Origin of the sequence: Pseudoalteromonas sp. GCY, from assembly GCF_016695175.1 — a bacterium.
Classification (GTDB): Bacteria; Pseudomonadota; Gammaproteobacteria; order Enterobacterales; family Alteromonadaceae; genus Pseudoalteromonas.
In genome coordinates this window covers 287,681-302,427 of sequence record NZ_CP068022.1, presented here as the reverse complement: position 1 = coordinate 302,427, position 14,747 = coordinate 287,681, and the positions used below count along the sequence as shown (strand labels likewise).

Genomic DNA, 14,747 nt, shown 5'->3' with positions numbered 1-14,747 from the left:
TGATATTAGGCTTTATTGTTATCAGATGAGCTGGTGGCGCTTCGTCTCCATATTCCTGCTAATATTGAGCCACTGACATTATGCCAAATAGAAAATAGGGTACCTGCTACGGCCGCTGCAGGAGTAAAGAACTTCATGGCAAGCGCAACAGCAAGCCCCGAGTTTTGCATACCCACCTCAAAGGCCATGGTGCGACATACCTTCTCGTCAAAACCGAGCCGTTTTGGAATGAAATAGCCCAAAAGTAGCCCTGTAGTATTATGCAGGATCACGGCAACCAGCATAACGAGCCCGATGCTTTGAAGTTTTGGTTGATTAAGAGCAACGATCACCGCAATGATAAAAACGATTGAAAGCATTGAAAGTAAAGGCAGTATCGGAGTTGTTTTGATAACAGAATGCGCCAGTGGCTTGGCAAGCAAGGTATTGAAAGCAACGCCCACAGCCACAGGAAATAGCACAATTTTTAGCAGGCTGATCAACATATCAGAAAACTGAATATCAACCACCTGGCCTATCATCAATGTGGTTAGTAGTGGCGTTAAGAACACGCCGAGTAAAGTACTAATCGCGGTCATAGAAATCGATAACGCGACATCTCCTTTGGCGAGATAACACAAAACGTTACTTGCCGTGCCGCCAGCAACCGTACCCACTAAAATCATACCGATTAATAGGTCAGTTTCTAAGCTCATGGTGGTTGCAATCAAGTAAGCAACACTCGGCATCACAGTAAATTGAAGCAGCACGCTAACGCAAATGGCTTTTTTGTTGTCGAGCACGCGTAAAAAGTCTTTTGTAGTGAGGGTTAAACCCATTGTCAGCATGATCAACATTAATAACGGAATAATACTGCCTTTAAACGCGCTAAATAGAGTCGGAAAAAGATAGGCGGTTACTGAGCAAATAATGGCCCAAAGAGGGAATAGTTGTACGATTTTTGTCATCATATTTTTACTTTATTTTTCTCTAGATATTAACGAAATTTTCGTCAAACACCTAACTCCGGAGATCTGGCTCATGGGCGTTAATGATTATCTTAGGTAACACAGCTCGTTACATTTTACTAATTTTATAATTGGGCCCGTTTGAGGGAATTAGGTATAGTCGTAACTACGAAAATGATAAGTAGAAAATAGGAATAAAAAATGAAGGAAAGTTTGCTCAATACCAAAATTGTTAATGGTTGGAGGAGTTAATCTTATTCTATGGAAACAAAACTGCTAAAAATAAAATTAAACTTGAATACTCGCCCTCAAGTGGATGAATTACTAGCTTATATGCAGGATAATATCGCGTTTCCGAGAGAAGAGATGCGACAGAAAGGCTACTTTTGGGATTCCGTATTTTTTGCTGAAGAAGGCGGAAGAGAGTATCTCTATATTGTAATAAAGTCTGAAGACTTTAGCTGTATTATGATGGATGAATCTGAGCTAATTTGTACACCTTTTCGTGAAGTGTATGAGCGCTTTAGGAAAGCATGTTGGTCAACAGAGCCATATCAAGATATCGAAGCGTTGGCGTGTTTCAATTCACAAATGGAGTTTGACTCTGTCGAACCCGGTAAATAAGTAAAAAAGGGTTATACTTTTGCACCGCTTTTACTATAGAGCAACGCCGCAAAAATAATGACACTGCCAATACCAAGGCGAACGAGGTCAGCTTCTCGGTTCCAAATCAGCAAATTGACAATGATCCCAGCTGGGATCAGCACATTGTTCATTACCGCGAGTTCACCCACCGAGACACGGGTCAGTCCTAAGTTCCAGACGTAATATCCTACGCCTGAAGCAATCAAGCCTAAATAAATCAGTATTCCCCATTGTAGATTAGTGCTTGGGAGTTGTTGGGGATTGCCGAATAACATAAATCCAATGGCGAGCACTAGGGACGCACCAATAAAGAAAAAACCGAAACTTTGATGGTGTACCAGCTGGTAATGGTTACTTAAGCGTTTGTAACTTACTTGGCCTATCGCAAAGCAAAGGTTTGCGCCTTGTACTAGTAGTAAGCCAAAAAGGTAGTCGCTAGTAAGCTCAGTAAATCTAATGGTGATTGCACCAATGATAGCTATGAGCGCAGACAGCAAGAAGGTGGCATTGAACGAGCGGTTTAGTAAGTCATTGAGTGCAGTAATATAGATGGGTGTCATCACAGTGAATAGCAACACTTCAGGTACGCTTAGGTATAAAAAAGAATGATAGTAAAAGCCATACATCAGACCAATCTGCACTGCACCGATTGCCATCAACTTGATTATCAACTCCTTATTCACCGAGTTCAACTTCAAAAATGGAATAAACACAATTGCTGCTAGCAAGGTTCTAGATAAAGCGCTAAACCAAGCATCGACTTGGCCTGCCAAATAGACACCAATCAAAGAAAACGAGAACGCCCAAAGTAAAGTAACAATCCAAAGTAATGGCATAGACAATTTGTTGTAGTTTTTAATCTCGCGATTGTATCACGAGCGTAGCAGAAATAGACCATTCGAAAAAAGCGATGATAACAATCTTTATAATGTGATTTTAATTTATGATTATTCACATAGAATGACTCGTGTATTCACACTTACATCCCTTCATTGTTTTACCCATGATGTGTTTGGCCGCCGCTGCGGCCTTTTTTTATTTAGTCTATTATTTCGATAATCTCTATAGCTTGTCCCTTCACCGTTTATACCAATTTCCATGAACTTGCTCGATTTAATGCATTCTGAACCTTTTGTGAATTTTATGTTTTTTATGGGTTAAAACAATTGAATTTTTATTTTTATTGTGTAGCTTTATTTTTAACCAAGGTTTCTTGGTTGTTAATATAACAAATATAAGGATAGCAAGATGAAACAAAAAATAACTAAGATACTTGCAGCTATTGCATTAGTTGGTACCTGCAGCGCTGGCGCAACTGAGTTGAATTGCGACCTACAAGTGAAAAGAGGTGGTAACGTCATCGGTAACGGACAAACCTGCTTTGGTATGGACTTCTCATTTGGCAACTCGACAACTGGTAAGTTTTACTTAACGAATATCAGCAAACCGATTAATAAAGTGATTTGGAATGGTGATGCTAGCTGTTCTGGTGGTGTTGAATGTGCACTCACGGTTTATGCATATCAAACACATACAGCAACGGCGACTATTTTATACAAAGATGGCACATACGAAGAAACGAATGTATCACGTATCTCGTATGAAACTGGTCACTAAAAGTTACTTAACTTATTCTTAATTAAAGGAAATAATAATGAAATCAACATTAATTGCTTCAGTATTGGTTGTACTAGGTGGTCTGTCTTTTAGTTCGCAAGCGGCAGATTTAAAATGCTCGTTGAACGTGAAATCAGGCGGTAATGTGTGGGGTAACAATACTAGCTATTGTTCTGGAATTGATTTTTCTTTCGGTAATTCAACTTCTGGTAAGTTCTATATCGCAAATGCCACTAAAGCGATTAGTAAAGTAATTTGGAATGGTGATGCGAGCTGCAGCGGTGGTACGACGTGTAACATGACCATTCGTGCTTATCGTCAGTACAATGCGACTGCAACTATTCTTTATACTGACGGTACATACGAGACGACAAACTCTGCTCATATTGACTATGAAACAGGGTTCTAAGTCTCGACTTTTATAATAAAACTGCGGGAAAGCCTTTTCCCGCTTTAGGTATTAACCCAACAAAGCCTCAGGGTTGAAGGAAGAAAACCGTTCAGACACATCTATAAGCGTTGGCATAAAGGGCATTACACCTTTGTGTTCACAAGTAAACGCACCGCATTTCACAGCAAAGCTAAGTGCCTTTTTTACGGTTGGGAAGTTTTGCACTAGCGTATCTTTTGAGATCCCATGTTGGCTGAGTTGAAATAGAAACCCTGCCATTAAGCTATCCCCAGCGCCGGTTGTATCAACCGCATCAATAGTAGGAGAGGCGACGGAATAAAAGTCTTTAGCTGTTAATACACTGCAAGGATTTGGCCCATCGCTTGAGATCACCGCTTGTACGCCGACACTAAGTAACCAATCTAAATAGCTAGCTTCGCCCATGTTCTTTTCTTCAGCAAGATATCTCAGCTCATCTTTACTTACTTTTAATATGTCGACATAAGGGTAGCAAGCTTCTATACGTTCGGATAAGCAAGATAAGTCCTGCCATAGATTCAAGCGCAGGTTAACATCAAATGAAATTAATTGATTATGAGCCGCAGCAGACTTTAGTAATGCTATGGTGGTACTTGTAACTTCTGCATCGGTAAGCGTGTTTGAGCAAAAATGAAATATCCCGTGATCTGGCCATTGCAAATGCTCAAAGTCTTTTGGGCGGATTGCGATATCAGCGGTATTGTCGCGGTAAAACGAAAAGCTTCGTTCTCCTTGAGCGTCTAGATGGACGATGGCCAAGGCGGTTTGCGCTCCACTTATGGATAGACAATATTCTGTTCCAACAGCATATAACGCCAAGGTTGATTTTAATTGCAGCGAAAAGGGATCTTCAGCAAAACCTCCCACAAACCGAGCACTGCCACCAAGTTTAGCAAAACCTACCGCCACATTCGCTGGAGCGCCGCCAGCAATAGGTTTAAGGCTACCGTCGCCTGTAGGTAACAAATCAATAAGCATCTCGCCAAAACATGTTAATTGCATAACTACTACCTCTAATTAGAAACGGTATTTTAAAGTGACAGACGTAGTTCTGCCGTTAATACTGCGAGCGCGAATAATATTGTTAGTTGGAATTACGCCTTCCTCGGCTTCTGTTAATCCAGTGGTATCAAAGAGGTTGTTTACGTTTAACGCGATATTGAAGCGTTCAGTCAGATCATAACTTGCAAACGCGTTGACCTGAGTGTAACCGTCAAATTTTAAATCGTTGTTGTCTTGTGCGTACGCGTCAGTGGTGCCGATTAGGCTTAAACCGATAGCACCTTGATCGAAGTTATATTTACCCAATAAGGAGTAAACAAAGTCAGCTTGCCGTCTTGGCGTGTTACCCTCGACTTCGGGAGTGAGTGCATCTTTTGCGATTTCAGCATCGGTCCAAGTCAAGCTACCTCGTAAGTCGAAGGAGCCAATAAAATAGACACCTTCAAGTTCAATACCTTGTGCTTCGTATTGCCTGTCAAAGAACTTTTGGCTGGTTGCCTCAAAGTTTTGCTCTTCTGTTTCGGCGTAAAATAAAGTTGCAAATAGACGACCTTGTTCAAACTTTTGTTTGATACCAAATTCATATTGTGTCACTTCATCCACAGCATCTTCATCAGCAACACTGCCATCAATATTCACTTTACCGAACAATAGTCTATCTGCATTTGCACGACCGCCCTCACTGAATCTGCCGAATATGGCGCTGCTTGAGGTCATTTGGTAGTTTGCGCCGACAGAGTAACTTGTGTAGCTCCAATCGTAATTAACCACATTAGGATTAGCGAGATCGATGGCTGCAACTTGCTCCTCTGGCTTTGAAATAGTGCCATCACGGTTGATATCTACACGAGATGTTACAGCACCTGCAAATGTACCTGTCGCTTTACCTGAATCATGACGCACACTCGCATCAACTGAAATATCGCCAAGCTTCGTTGAAAAGGCGATATATGGGGCACGAGTATCGTATTCTGTGTCGTAGTTGCGCTGACAGCAATTTCCCCAATAGGGCGTACCGTAGGCATATAATCCGTTTTCAGAGTATGCAGTGCCATCCGCAGCGGCCACATTAACAAGCGCTGCGTTATCTCCTTTAACCTCGAGCAAGTATGAATTCCATAACCAAGACATATTGATATTTTGCGATGACATGAAGTAGCCGAAGGTGACCGATGTGTCAGTACTAAATGATTTGGTGAGCTTTAGGTCATTCATGATGTTGTCGAAATCATTCATTTCCACTTCAAAGGTATGAACGCGCATTAGCAGTGCTTGATTGAACGCTTGATTTGCATTTGGTCCGTTGGCAAAGGAGAGCGTTGCACCTGTACCTGCTATGCTCTCGGCAATTGCTTGGCTATTAGCAACCTCAGCGGGGAAAGGCGACATAAATGTGCCAGAGATACTCGACTTTCTGGATCTGTTTTCGATTTGCCAGTCATTACCTAGATCGAAATTTGCTTCAAAGCCAATACTATCAACAACTGGGTGCATTCCGTCTCGCATATCCCCTTGACGAATTTGATTGTTACCACCTAAGCCTTGCGTTGCGGTGAAATAAACAGAGTGAGGCGTATCTGAAAGCACATCAAAGCCGCTGATGGAGTCGCCATTAGAATACATTGGCATAGGGAGGTAGCCTGCAGTTTTATCATCAAGATGTTTTACGTACAAACGAACGTAGCCACTTTCAAATTCCTTGGTGATATTGGCTTTTATTTGGCCGCCTTTATTTGCGGTATAGCCAGTGTCACGCGGGCCTTCACCTTGGCGCACAAAGCCACCGATATGAAATCTTATGTCGTCACTTAAATAACTACCATACTCAAAATCGGTTCTAAACTCGTCATAATCTAAACCAAATGTGGTGGCAACGCTGCCTGATTCATTTTCACCCGTTTTTGAAATCAAGTTGATAATGCCACCCGGAGCGTCGCTGGCGGCAGTAGAAGCCGAGCCACCACGAATAGACTCAATTGATTCCACGGTATTATCAAGGCGCATAAAAATATCGGCGTTACCAAAAGCGATGTCACCAAACTGCAAAATCGGCAAGCCGTCTTCTTGTAGCTGCAAAAACTTAGCGCCACCAGATGCGACGGGAAGACCACGTACAGCGATATTTGCATTACCTTCACCACCTGTTGATTCGGATCTTACACCTGGGATTAGTTTGAATGCTTCAGCGGAAGTTCTTGGCGTTGCAACAGAGATTTGCTCCAATCCTATGCTGCTAACAGAAACACTCGATTCCATGATTGTGGTGCGCATTGGTACACCCGTTACGACTATTTTCTCGAAGCCATCGGCAGGCTTAGTGTGTGTTTTGTCTTCAGCGGCCGCCGAGTGAGAGATTGCAAGCGTGAGTGCGCTGAGTGTAAATAGGGTGGTTTTGATTGTTGTCATCATTTGCCTCTTGTTGTCGTTGTCAAACTCGTGCGGTCTATTAAAAATAAACTTAATCGATTAAGTTTATTTTTAGCACAATTTAATTTAGTTGCAATTAAAAATTAATCAATAATTCAAACAAAATTTTAATACGTTGGTTTTTATGAATTTTAACCTGCGAAAAATTTGTGGTTGGAGGCGTTATACTCGCTGCAACTTATCGTTTTGGCTCAGAGGCAAGCGGGCAGGGTCCTTTAACCAGTTGTATAGCATGGCCGCAAAGAGTAAAAAAGCAAACCCCGTAGCGAGTACAAAACCGTAGCTAACATGGCCAAAATAATCGCTCACCATCCCCATCAGAAGTGGTGCTAAGGCTGCAGAGAGCGCGGTAAAGAATAACATCACACCAGCAACAGAACCATGCTGAGCTTTGTCAAAACAAGAGATACCTTTTGAGTTTAATGTTGGGTAAATCATAGACATAAATAAACCACTCAGCGGGAGCGTATAGATGGCGGCATTAACGCCATAAAGATAAGTTAAAAAATAGCATACAAATATAGCAAAGCTTAGTGCTAGCATCACGCTTTGCCAACGATACTTAGCGAGTAGCCATACAGCCATAAAGCGACCGACTGCACGTAAAATAAAAAAGATGGTTAATGCATAAGTTGCAAGCCAAGTTAAATCACCTTGGTAATCCTGTAATAAAGTGGGCATCCAGACATAAATTGCCACTTCAGTTGCAACGTAGAGTGCTATGGCGAGGGAAAAGCCAAGTGCATACTTGTTCTTGAGCATCGCTGCAGTGTGAGATAGACCTGCATTGTTTTGTGCACTTGCTGCATTGAGTTTGGGAAACTCAGTGTTTAAAGTCACGATACTCAGTATTAAGCACAGCCCACCAGCAAGCACATAAAGATAGGTCCAACTTACACCCTGCACCAACAGATAACTGACAATTGCAGGACCAATTATCGCGCCAATGGCAAAAAAGCCTTCGACTTTATTCATGGTTTGAGTATGTTCTTGTGCGCTGTTAGAAATATCGCCGAGGAGGGCGAGGGCCCCTGTTTTAAATAGGCCAATGGCTAACCCAACGACACACAAAAGCACTAAAAACATGGTGAAGGTTTCACCCAATGCGAACAGAAAACATGCTGATGAAAATAGCATTAGGCCAATTAACACGGTGAGCTTGCGACCTATTTTATCTGCTAAAAATCCTAAACATAAGCCGCTAAAGGCAATTAAAATCATTGGGGCATAGTGAAATGCGCTTGCTTGGGTCATGCTAAGTTGGTATTCGCTGATCAGTGTTGGAATGATCACGCCAACGGCGTCTGATGTCATCGCAAACATCAAAAACATCATATAAGTTAACCAGCGCAACGTGTTGAGCTGAGTGTGATTCGACTTGCTGCTCATTGTTCACCTCTTTGAAGGGCTTTGTTATGTAGCTGGTCTACTTCTTTGCATTAGACTGAGTGTAATACTAATCTGCATCAAGCGAATTATATTTAGTAGAACGCTACGATAAAACTTGATTATTGTTTGTTCATGATTAAAGATATAGCTTAATCGATTAAGTCTCAACTTTTTTAATGAGTAAATTATGAAAAACCAAGTTCAGTTGATCACGTATGCTGATCGCCTTTCTGGCGGCGGCCTTGCACAATTAAATACGTTACTAACGGGCCCGTTAGCTGGACTATTTGGTGGTGTCCACATTTTGCCTTTTTACTATCCAATTGATGGCAGTGACGCGGGGTTTGACCCGATTGACCATGCCAAAGTCGATGAGCGATTGGGCGATTGGCAACATATCAAATCGATTGCCGAGCATTCTGAGGTAATGGCTGATCTTATCGTTAACCATGTATCAGGAGAGTCTGCGGAATTTGTAGATGTGTTGGCTCATGGCCGAGAGTCACAGTTTTGGTCGATGTTTTTAAAAGAGGAAGATGTCTTTCCTGATGGCATAACGCAAGCTCAAGCTAAAGCAATTTATCGTCCGAGGCCGGGAAGTTGCTTTTCTAAAAAGACGTTAGCGAGTGGCGAAGTTGTAGACTTTTGGACCACTTTTACTGATAACCAAATAGATATTAATGTCGAGGCAGAAGCGGGGCGAGCTTACTTAGAAAAAGTCTTAACATTGTTTGCAGACAGTGGAGTGAAAATTATTCGATTAGATGCCGCTGGATATGCAATCAAACGCGCAAATACTAGCTGTTTTATGACTGATGAGGCCTTTTCTTTTATCAATCAATTATCTAAGCGTGCCAACGAGCTTGGCATGGAAACGATTGCCGAAATTCACAGTTATTACAAAACTCAAGTAGAGGTTGCCAGCAAAGTCGACCGTGTTTATGACTTTGCGCTCCCTCCGCTTATTTTACACAGTTTATTCAATAAAGATTTCTCGGCTTTAGCCCAGTGGTTGGACATTGCGCCGCGTAATTGTCTAACCGTGCTGGATACTCATGACGGAATTGGCATTATTGACGCAGGGCCTGAAGGGGATAAACCAGGGTTACTCGATGCTAATCAAATTGATGCTTTGGTTGAGCAGATCCATAGCAACAGTAAAGGCCAAAGTCGCAAGGCAACCGGCGCTGCAGCGAGCAATGTCGACTTGTATCAAGTCAATTGCAGTTATTATGAAGCCTTAGGGAAGCATGATTTTTATTATTTGGTAGCAAGAGCAATTCAGTTCTTTTGCCCTGGAGTACCACAAGTCTATTACGGTGGTCTATTGGCGATGGAAAATGACATGGCGCTCCTAGAAAAAAGTAATGTTGGGCGCGATATCAACCGCCCTTATTTGGATGTAGCGATGGTGGAAGCCGCACTCGATAAACCTGTCGTGAAGGGTCTGCAAACTCTAATTAAATTGCGTAATACTTGCTGCGCATTTGATGGCAATTTTACATTAACATGCCAAGGCTCAAATCTGGTTATAACTTGGGAAGGCTATAATGCAAAAGCGGAGTTGCTAGTTGATCTCGCAAAAGATGAAGCCATGATTAAAACTTCTGAAAACGCCACAGAGCAGAGCTATAACATTCAATCGCTGCTTTCCTAACCATAGCTAGGAGCCAAAGTTGCGCGTAGAAAGTCGCTTTAAGTACCTCAACATCGATTATCCTTGGTAGCGGCTCGCAATCTTAGGCGAGCTGCTATGTATAGATAAATATCAACAAAGCGTAATTGACATAGTGGGGTAGTTATATAACAATAAAGTTATATAATTAATTTGTTATGCGATGATGAAGATACTTTTTCTTTGTTCTGGAAACTCAACGCGGTCAATCTTAGCACAGGCGCTAGCTAACTTTCATGGCGGTTCGGATGTTCATGCCTATAGTGCAGGCACTAAGCCGAGCACCGTGAATGCGACTACGCTTTCAATGCTACGCCGTTTAGGGATTAATACGGACAACCTGTACAGTAAACACCTCAATGAGTATAAGGACGAACACTTTGATGTGGTGGTAACTTTATGCTCTGAAGTGCAATCTGAATGCGAAGGTAAACTGCAAGGACAACATGTCCTTGCGTGGGATATTGCGAGTCCAGCTGAGCGAAGTCGCAATAACGCTTATGAGCAAACCTTGTTCGACATCAATGAACAAGTTATTTCCCTACTACGCGAAGGTAAGCCACAACATACGCTACTTACACCCTTGCAATTTTATAAATCCCTAGCGGATGAGATCCGCTTAAAAACGCTTGCCATGTTGATGGTGGAAGGTGAGCTATGTGTTTGCGAGCTAATGGCTGCGCTTGAACAAGATAGCCAACCCAAGGTTTCACGGCATTTAGCGCAGCTGAAGAAGGCTGGAATTCTATGTGATCGCAAGCAAAAACAATGGGTATTTTATTCTATAAACCCAACACTACCGCTATGGATGAAGGCGGTGATAAACGCCACGGTTATGCATCAACCAGATTATATAAAAGCTGAGTTAGTGAGGCTAAATGCGATGGGCGAACGCCCAACACGCATGGCAACTTGCTGTAACTAATAATTAGATTTTGGAGTTCTTATGACGATTAAAGTAGGGATCAATGGTTTTGGTCGAATGGGGCGTTTGGCGCTTCGCGCTAGCTTTGACTGGCCTGAAATCGAGTTTGTACAAATTAACGATCCTGCGGGCAATGCAGAAACCCTAGCACACTTGCTAGAGTTTGATTCTGTCCATGGTAAATGGCATCACAGTGTGTCTTTTCAAGGTGAACAGATCCAAGTAGGTGAAACTGTGTTGTCGGTGACTCAAAACAAAGAGATTGCGCAAACCGACTGGTCTCAATGTGACGTAGTGATCGAAGCATCCGGCAAAATGAAAACCAAAGCTTTGCTGCAACAGTATTTAGAGCAAGGCGTTAAGCGTGTTGTTGTTACGGCACCGGTAAAAGAAGAAGGAGTATTGAATATTGTGATGGGAGTGAATGACCATCTATACGACGACATGCCCCACCAAATCGTTACGGCCGCTTCTTGTACCACGAACTGCTTAGCGCCAGTCGTAAAAGTCCTGCAACAAAACATCGGCATAAAGCACGGTTCGATGACGACTATTCACGACATCACCAACACGCAAACCATTTTGGATGCGCCACATAAGGATTTACGCCGTGCGCGAGCCTGTGGCATGAGTTTAATTCCGACAACAACGGGTTCAGCGACTGCTATTACCCATATCTTTCCAGAATTAAAAGGTAAGCTAAATGGTCACGCTGTTCGTGTTCCGTTGGCGAATGCTTCATTAACAGACTGCGTGTTTGAGGTTGAACGGCCAACTACAGTGGAAGAGATTAACCACTGGATGGCGCAAGCTGCTGCTACTGAGCTTAACGGAATTTTAGGTTATGAATCAAGACCATTAGTTTCTATTGACTATAAAACGGATCCTCGCTCTAGCATCGTCGATGCGTTATCTACAATGGTAGTTAATGGTACTCAGGTTAAGTTGTACGTGTGGTATGACAACGAGTGGGGTTATGCAAATCGTACTGCGGAATTAGTACGTAAAGTCGGATTGTCGTTAGGCGAATAAGACATTATGCAGCTGAGCACTTTACCTCAAGATATCAAGCAGTACCTCATTGTGACAGGCAACTATTGGGCGTTCACCTTAACGGATGGTGCGCTCAGAATGTTGGTGGTGCTTTACTTTCATCAAGCGGGTTATAACCCGCTTGAAATCGCCATGCTATTTCTCTTTTATGAAATTTTTGGTGTTGTCACCAATTTATTTGGAGGATGGCTTGGCGCACGAATTGGCTTAAACCGCACTATGAATATTGGGCTAGGCTTACAAATAGCGGCATTATTGATGTTGGTAGTCCCAGCGCATTGGCTCACCGTGCCTTATGTTATGACTGCTCAGGCACTCTCAGGTATCGCCAAAGATCTTAATAAAATGAGTGCCAAAAGTGCGATAAAGGCCATCGTAAAATCGGGTGAAGAAGGGACCTTGTTTAAGTGGGTAGCAATACTTACCGGCTCTAAAAATGCGCTAAAAGGCGTCGGATTTTTTCTCGGTGGACTGTTGCTTACCTTACTTGGCTTTACCGGCGCGATGTGGTTGATGGCAATCATGTTGCTATTAGTGTGGCTATTTAGCCTTATCAGCTTAAAAAGCGATTTAGGCAAGGCTAAAAGCAAACCCAAATTTAGCGATGTATTTTCAAAAAGCCGAGCAATTAATATGCTGTCAGCCGCGCGCTTGTTTTTATTTGCCGCACGGGATGTTTGGTTTGTGGTTGCGCTTCCTGTCTTTTTATCGCAGCAGTTCGGTTGGGATCATTGGTGGGTTGGTGGTTTTATGGCTACTTGGGTTATCGGTTATGGCATCGTGCAATCAACAACACCTAGATTTATTAGTCGTGATACGTTTGCATCAACACCAAGTAAAGTCAGCGGATGGGCGTTGTATTTAGCGGCTATTCCGCTGTTGATTGCTATCTCACTTCAAGCGCAGCTCTGGACAAGCTTAGCCGTAGTAGGTGGACTTTTGCTCTTTGGTTTTGTGTTTGCTATCAATTCATCCCTTCATAGCTATCTTATTGTGAGTTTGGCCGATAGTGATGGAGTGTCACTTGATGTGGGCTTCTATTATATGGCGAACGCCATTGGGCGGTTAGTCGGTACAGTATTGTCAGGGTGGATCTTTTTGGAGTATGGCTTAGCGGCTTGTTTAGTGGTATCAAGTGTGATGTTGTTGTTGGCAGGGATCATTTCCTGCCGATTACCCAGTCGCGTCTAATTGATAGGGGGCAACTAACAGCTTTGCCCCATTTTTAAGGTATAGCCAAGCATTACTTTATCATCGCTTTTATCTAAGAAGAGTTTGGCTGCTTCTCGGCCTTTTTCTTCACTATTTTGATGAATGGTCGTTAGGCTGGGGCTAAAGCGTAGCGCTTCATCAACGCCATCAAAACCAACGACTTTAAGCTCCTGTGGTATCTTTACACCAAGTTTTTTGGCTTCTCTTAACAGCGGTAGTGCAATTAAGTCACTCATACACAGTACGGTATTAGGCCTTGGTGAGAGGTTAAGTAGTTCTTTTGCGGCGATATTTGCAAACCTTTCGCTGCTTTCAGGAATATTCCACACTCGGTCTTCGCCAAGTGTTAACCCACGCTCTTCAATGGCTTTAAGATATCCGCTATAACGCTGATGTGCAATAGAGGTCTCTATGTCTGTTAGGTTCTGCTCGTATACGCGGCATAGCAAATCAGTGTCTAATAATCTCAAACCAAAAATAGCAACATCACTATCGTCGTTCAGTGCTTTACTCGCTACATCAAAGGCGGCTTGTTGGTTGTCGATATTAATACTGGCATGCGCGGGCAAATCAAAGTCAACCGTCACAACCTGTTTGCTAACATTCGCAAGATGCTCAATTAACTTGGGATTACGCGGGCGGCCATAACAAATTAAGCCGTCGACGAAATCGACAATGTCTCCGACATTATCTGCGGTGCCTGAGAACAAGAGTAGGTTAATATGCTGAGCTTCTAAAACGCTTGCAACTCCTCGCATAAAGCTACTCGCAACGGGATCTGATACCATATATTCAACGCTATCGGGTAGTACCAGCGCGACAATGTTAAACGAGCCCTTACGCAGCGATTGGGCTGCCTTGTTAGGTCCAAAATAACCCAATTCTTTACAGGCTTTTAAAATTTCTTCTCGTTTGGATTTAGAGAGTTGATCTGGTCTGTTAAAAGCATTCGATACAGTTGCATTTGACACGCCTAATTCCGCCGCAATGCTTTTGAGCGTCCATTTTTTTTTGTCGTTACTCATTGGCAGGACCCCTTAATACAGTCAGGCATATGGCAATGGTTTAGTTCATCTTAACTAGTAAACACCTTAAATAACAAGCAATAATAGATTATTGTCGCAATCTAGTTTAAAGAAAATAGTCAATGGGGTATGATGCGCCATACTTTTATTGCAAATTGTTCTCATAATCAATGACATTAGATAAACTTTCCAAAAATAGCGCAGCGACCATCACTTCTCTTACCCATCCAGATACTGCGTTACTGAGTCGAATTATGGCACTTGGAATTATTCCTGGTGAGCAAATAGAAGTCATTAACGTCGCCCCACTTGGATGCCCGATGCAAGTGAAAATTGGCGACACCTTTGTGAGCGTGCGTAAGGCCGACGCACAGTTCGTTGAAATTGAAGTTTTATAAGT

14 protein-coding genes are annotated in these 14,747 nt (G+C 42.6%); 8 read left to right on the top strand and 6 right to left on the bottom strand.

Annotated elements, in window-relative coordinates:
* Nucleotides 1–5: 5 nt before the first annotated feature.
* A complete protein-coding gene (locus tag JJQ94_RS01255; protein WP_099028566.1) occupies nucleotides 6–950 on the bottom strand; it encodes a bile acid:sodium symporter family protein in 945 nt (314 codons plus the stop codon).
* Nucleotides 951–1,208: 258 nt separating this feature from the next.
* On the opposite strand from JJQ94_RS01255, the gene JJQ94_RS01250 reads away from it, so the two are divergent.
* Nucleotides 1,209–1,571 carry a DUF6176 family protein gene (locus JJQ94_RS01250; protein WP_099028567.1) on the top strand — a complete coding sequence of 121 codons (363 nt, stop codon included), beginning with the start codon at nucleotides 1,209–1,211 and terminating at the stop codon, nucleotides 1,569–1,571.
* 11 nt (nucleotides 1,572–1,582) lie between these two features.
* Here the strand turns inward: JJQ94_RS01250 and JJQ94_RS01245 are convergent, their stop codons facing one another.
* On the bottom strand, nucleotides 1,583–2,428 hold the full coding sequence (locus JJQ94_RS01245; RefSeq protein WP_099028568.1) for an EamA family transporter: 846 nt from the start codon (nucleotides 2,426–2,428) through the stop codon (nucleotides 1,583–1,585).
* A gap of 412 nt (nucleotides 2,429–2,840) precedes the next feature.
* Between JJQ94_RS01245 and JJQ94_RS01240 the strand changes: the two genes are divergently transcribed.
* Entirely contained in the window at nucleotides 2,841–3,209 is a 369-nt protein-coding gene (locus JJQ94_RS01240) for a hypothetical protein (protein WP_099028569.1), read from the top strand.
* A gap of 37 nt (nucleotides 3,210–3,246) precedes the next feature.
* A complete protein-coding gene (locus tag JJQ94_RS01235; protein WP_010605294.1) occupies nucleotides 3,247–3,618 on the top strand; it encodes a hypothetical protein in 372 nt (123 codons plus the stop codon).
* A 51-nt stretch (nucleotides 3,619–3,669) separates the two neighbouring features.
* Here JJQ94_RS01235 and JJQ94_RS01230 read toward each other — a convergent pair whose 3' ends face one another.
* The 3 genes from JJQ94_RS01230 to JJQ94_RS01220 all read right to left on the bottom strand — a co-directional run bounded on the left by JJQ94_RS01230 (nucleotide 3,670) and on the right by JJQ94_RS01220 (nucleotide 8,457).
* A complete protein-coding gene (locus JJQ94_RS01230; protein ID WP_099028570.1) occupies nucleotides 3,670–4,641 on the bottom strand; it encodes a carbohydrate kinase family protein in 972 nt (323 codons plus the stop codon).
* Nucleotides 4,642–4,656: 15 nt separating this feature from the next.
* A complete protein-coding gene (locus JJQ94_RS01225) occupies nucleotides 4,657–7,047 on the bottom strand; it encodes a TonB-dependent receptor domain-containing protein (protein ID WP_099028571.1) in 2,391 nt (796 codons plus the stop codon).
* Nucleotides 7,048–7,230: 183 nt separating this feature from the next.
* Nucleotides 7,231–8,457, bottom strand: a complete 1,227-nt coding sequence (locus JJQ94_RS01220) for an MFS transporter (protein WP_099028572.1) — start codon at nucleotides 8,455–8,457, stop codon at nucleotides 7,231–7,233.
* Between the two features lie 187 nt (nucleotides 8,458–8,644).
* Between JJQ94_RS01220 and gtfA the strand changes: the two genes are divergently transcribed.
* The 4 genes from gtfA to arsJ all read left to right on the top strand — a co-directional run bounded on the left by gtfA (nucleotide 8,645) and on the right by arsJ (nucleotide 13,301).
* Nucleotides 8,645–10,114, top strand: a complete 1,470-nt coding sequence (gene gtfA, locus JJQ94_RS01215; RefSeq protein ID WP_099028573.1) for a sucrose phosphorylase — start codon at nucleotides 8,645–8,647, stop codon at nucleotides 10,112–10,114.
* 181 nt (nucleotides 10,115–10,295) lie between these two features.
* Nucleotides 10,296–11,057, top strand: coding sequence for a metalloregulator ArsR/SmtB family transcription factor (locus JJQ94_RS01210; protein ID WP_236596464.1), 762 nt, complete (start codon nucleotides 10,296–10,298; stop codon nucleotides 11,055–11,057).
* A 21-nt stretch (nucleotides 11,058–11,078) separates the two neighbouring features.
* Nucleotides 11,079–12,089, top strand: a complete 1,011-nt coding sequence (locus JJQ94_RS01205; RefSeq protein ID WP_099028575.1) for an ArsJ-associated glyceraldehyde-3-phosphate dehydrogenase — start codon at nucleotides 11,079–11,081, stop codon at nucleotides 12,087–12,089.
* Nucleotides 12,090–12,095: 6 nt separating this feature from the next.
* Nucleotides 12,096–13,301, top strand: a complete 1,206-nt coding sequence (arsJ, locus tag JJQ94_RS01200) for an organoarsenical effux MFS transporter ArsJ (protein ID WP_099028576.1) — start codon at nucleotides 12,096–12,098, stop codon at nucleotides 13,299–13,301.
* Between the two features lie 14 nt (nucleotides 13,302–13,315).
* On the opposite strand, the gene JJQ94_RS01195 is transcribed toward arsJ, so the two are convergent.
* A complete protein-coding gene (locus tag JJQ94_RS01195; protein ID WP_099028577.1) occupies nucleotides 13,316–14,347 on the bottom strand; it encodes a LacI family DNA-binding transcriptional regulator in 1,032 nt (343 codons plus the stop codon).
* A 170-nt stretch (nucleotides 14,348–14,517) separates the two neighbouring features.
* Here JJQ94_RS01195 and JJQ94_RS01190 point away from each other — a divergent pair, with 170 nt between their 5' ends.
* A complete protein-coding gene (locus JJQ94_RS01190; protein WP_010605304.1) occupies nucleotides 14,518–14,745 on the top strand; it encodes a FeoA family protein in 228 nt (75 codons plus the stop codon).
* Nucleotides 14,746–14,747: the final 2 nt, after the last annotated feature.

Coding starts and splice junctions, on each gene's coding strand:
- JJQ94_RS01255 (WP_099028566.1), bottom strand. CDS start 950: ATGATGACAAAAATCGTACAACTATTCCCTCTTTGGGCCATTATTTGC.
- JJQ94_RS01250 (WP_099028567.1), top strand. CDS start 1,209: ATGGAAACAAAACTGCTAAAAATAAAATTAAACTTGAATACTCGCCCT.
- JJQ94_RS01245 (WP_099028568.1), bottom strand. CDS start 2,428: ATGCCATTACTTTGGATTGTTACTTTACTTTGGGCGTTCTCGTTTTCT.
- JJQ94_RS01240 (WP_099028569.1), top strand. CDS start 2,841: ATGAAACAAAAAATAACTAAGATACTTGCAGCTATTGCATTAGTTGGT.
- JJQ94_RS01235 (WP_010605294.1), top strand. CDS start 3,247: ATGAAATCAACATTAATTGCTTCAGTATTGGTTGTACTAGGTGGTCTG.
- JJQ94_RS01230 (WP_099028570.1), bottom strand. CDS start 4,641: ATGCAATTAACATGTTTTGGCGAGATGCTTATTGATTTGTTACCTACA.
- JJQ94_RS01225 (WP_099028571.1), bottom strand. CDS start 7,047: ATGACAACAATCAAAACCACCCTATTTACACTCAGCGCACTCACGCTT.
- JJQ94_RS01220 (WP_099028572.1), bottom strand. CDS start 8,457: ATGAGCAGCAAGTCGAATCACACTCAGCTCAACACGTTGCGCTGGTTA.
- gtfA (WP_099028573.1), top strand. CDS start 8,645: ATGAAAAACCAAGTTCAGTTGATCACGTATGCTGATCGCCTTTCTGGC.
- JJQ94_RS01210 (WP_236596464.1), top strand. CDS start 10,296: ATGATGAAGATACTTTTTCTTTGTTCTGGAAACTCAACGCGGTCAATC.
- JJQ94_RS01205 (WP_099028575.1), top strand. CDS start 11,079: ATGACGATTAAAGTAGGGATCAATGGTTTTGGTCGAATGGGGCGTTTG.
- arsJ (WP_099028576.1), top strand. CDS start 12,096: ATGCAGCTGAGCACTTTACCTCAAGATATCAAGCAGTACCTCATTGTG.
- JJQ94_RS01195 (WP_099028577.1), bottom strand. CDS start 14,347: ATGAGTAACGACAAAAAAAAATGGACGCTCAAAAGCATTGCGGCGGAA.
- JJQ94_RS01190 (WP_010605304.1), top strand. CDS start 14,518: ATGACATTAGATAAACTTTCCAAAAATAGCGCAGCGACCATCACTTCT.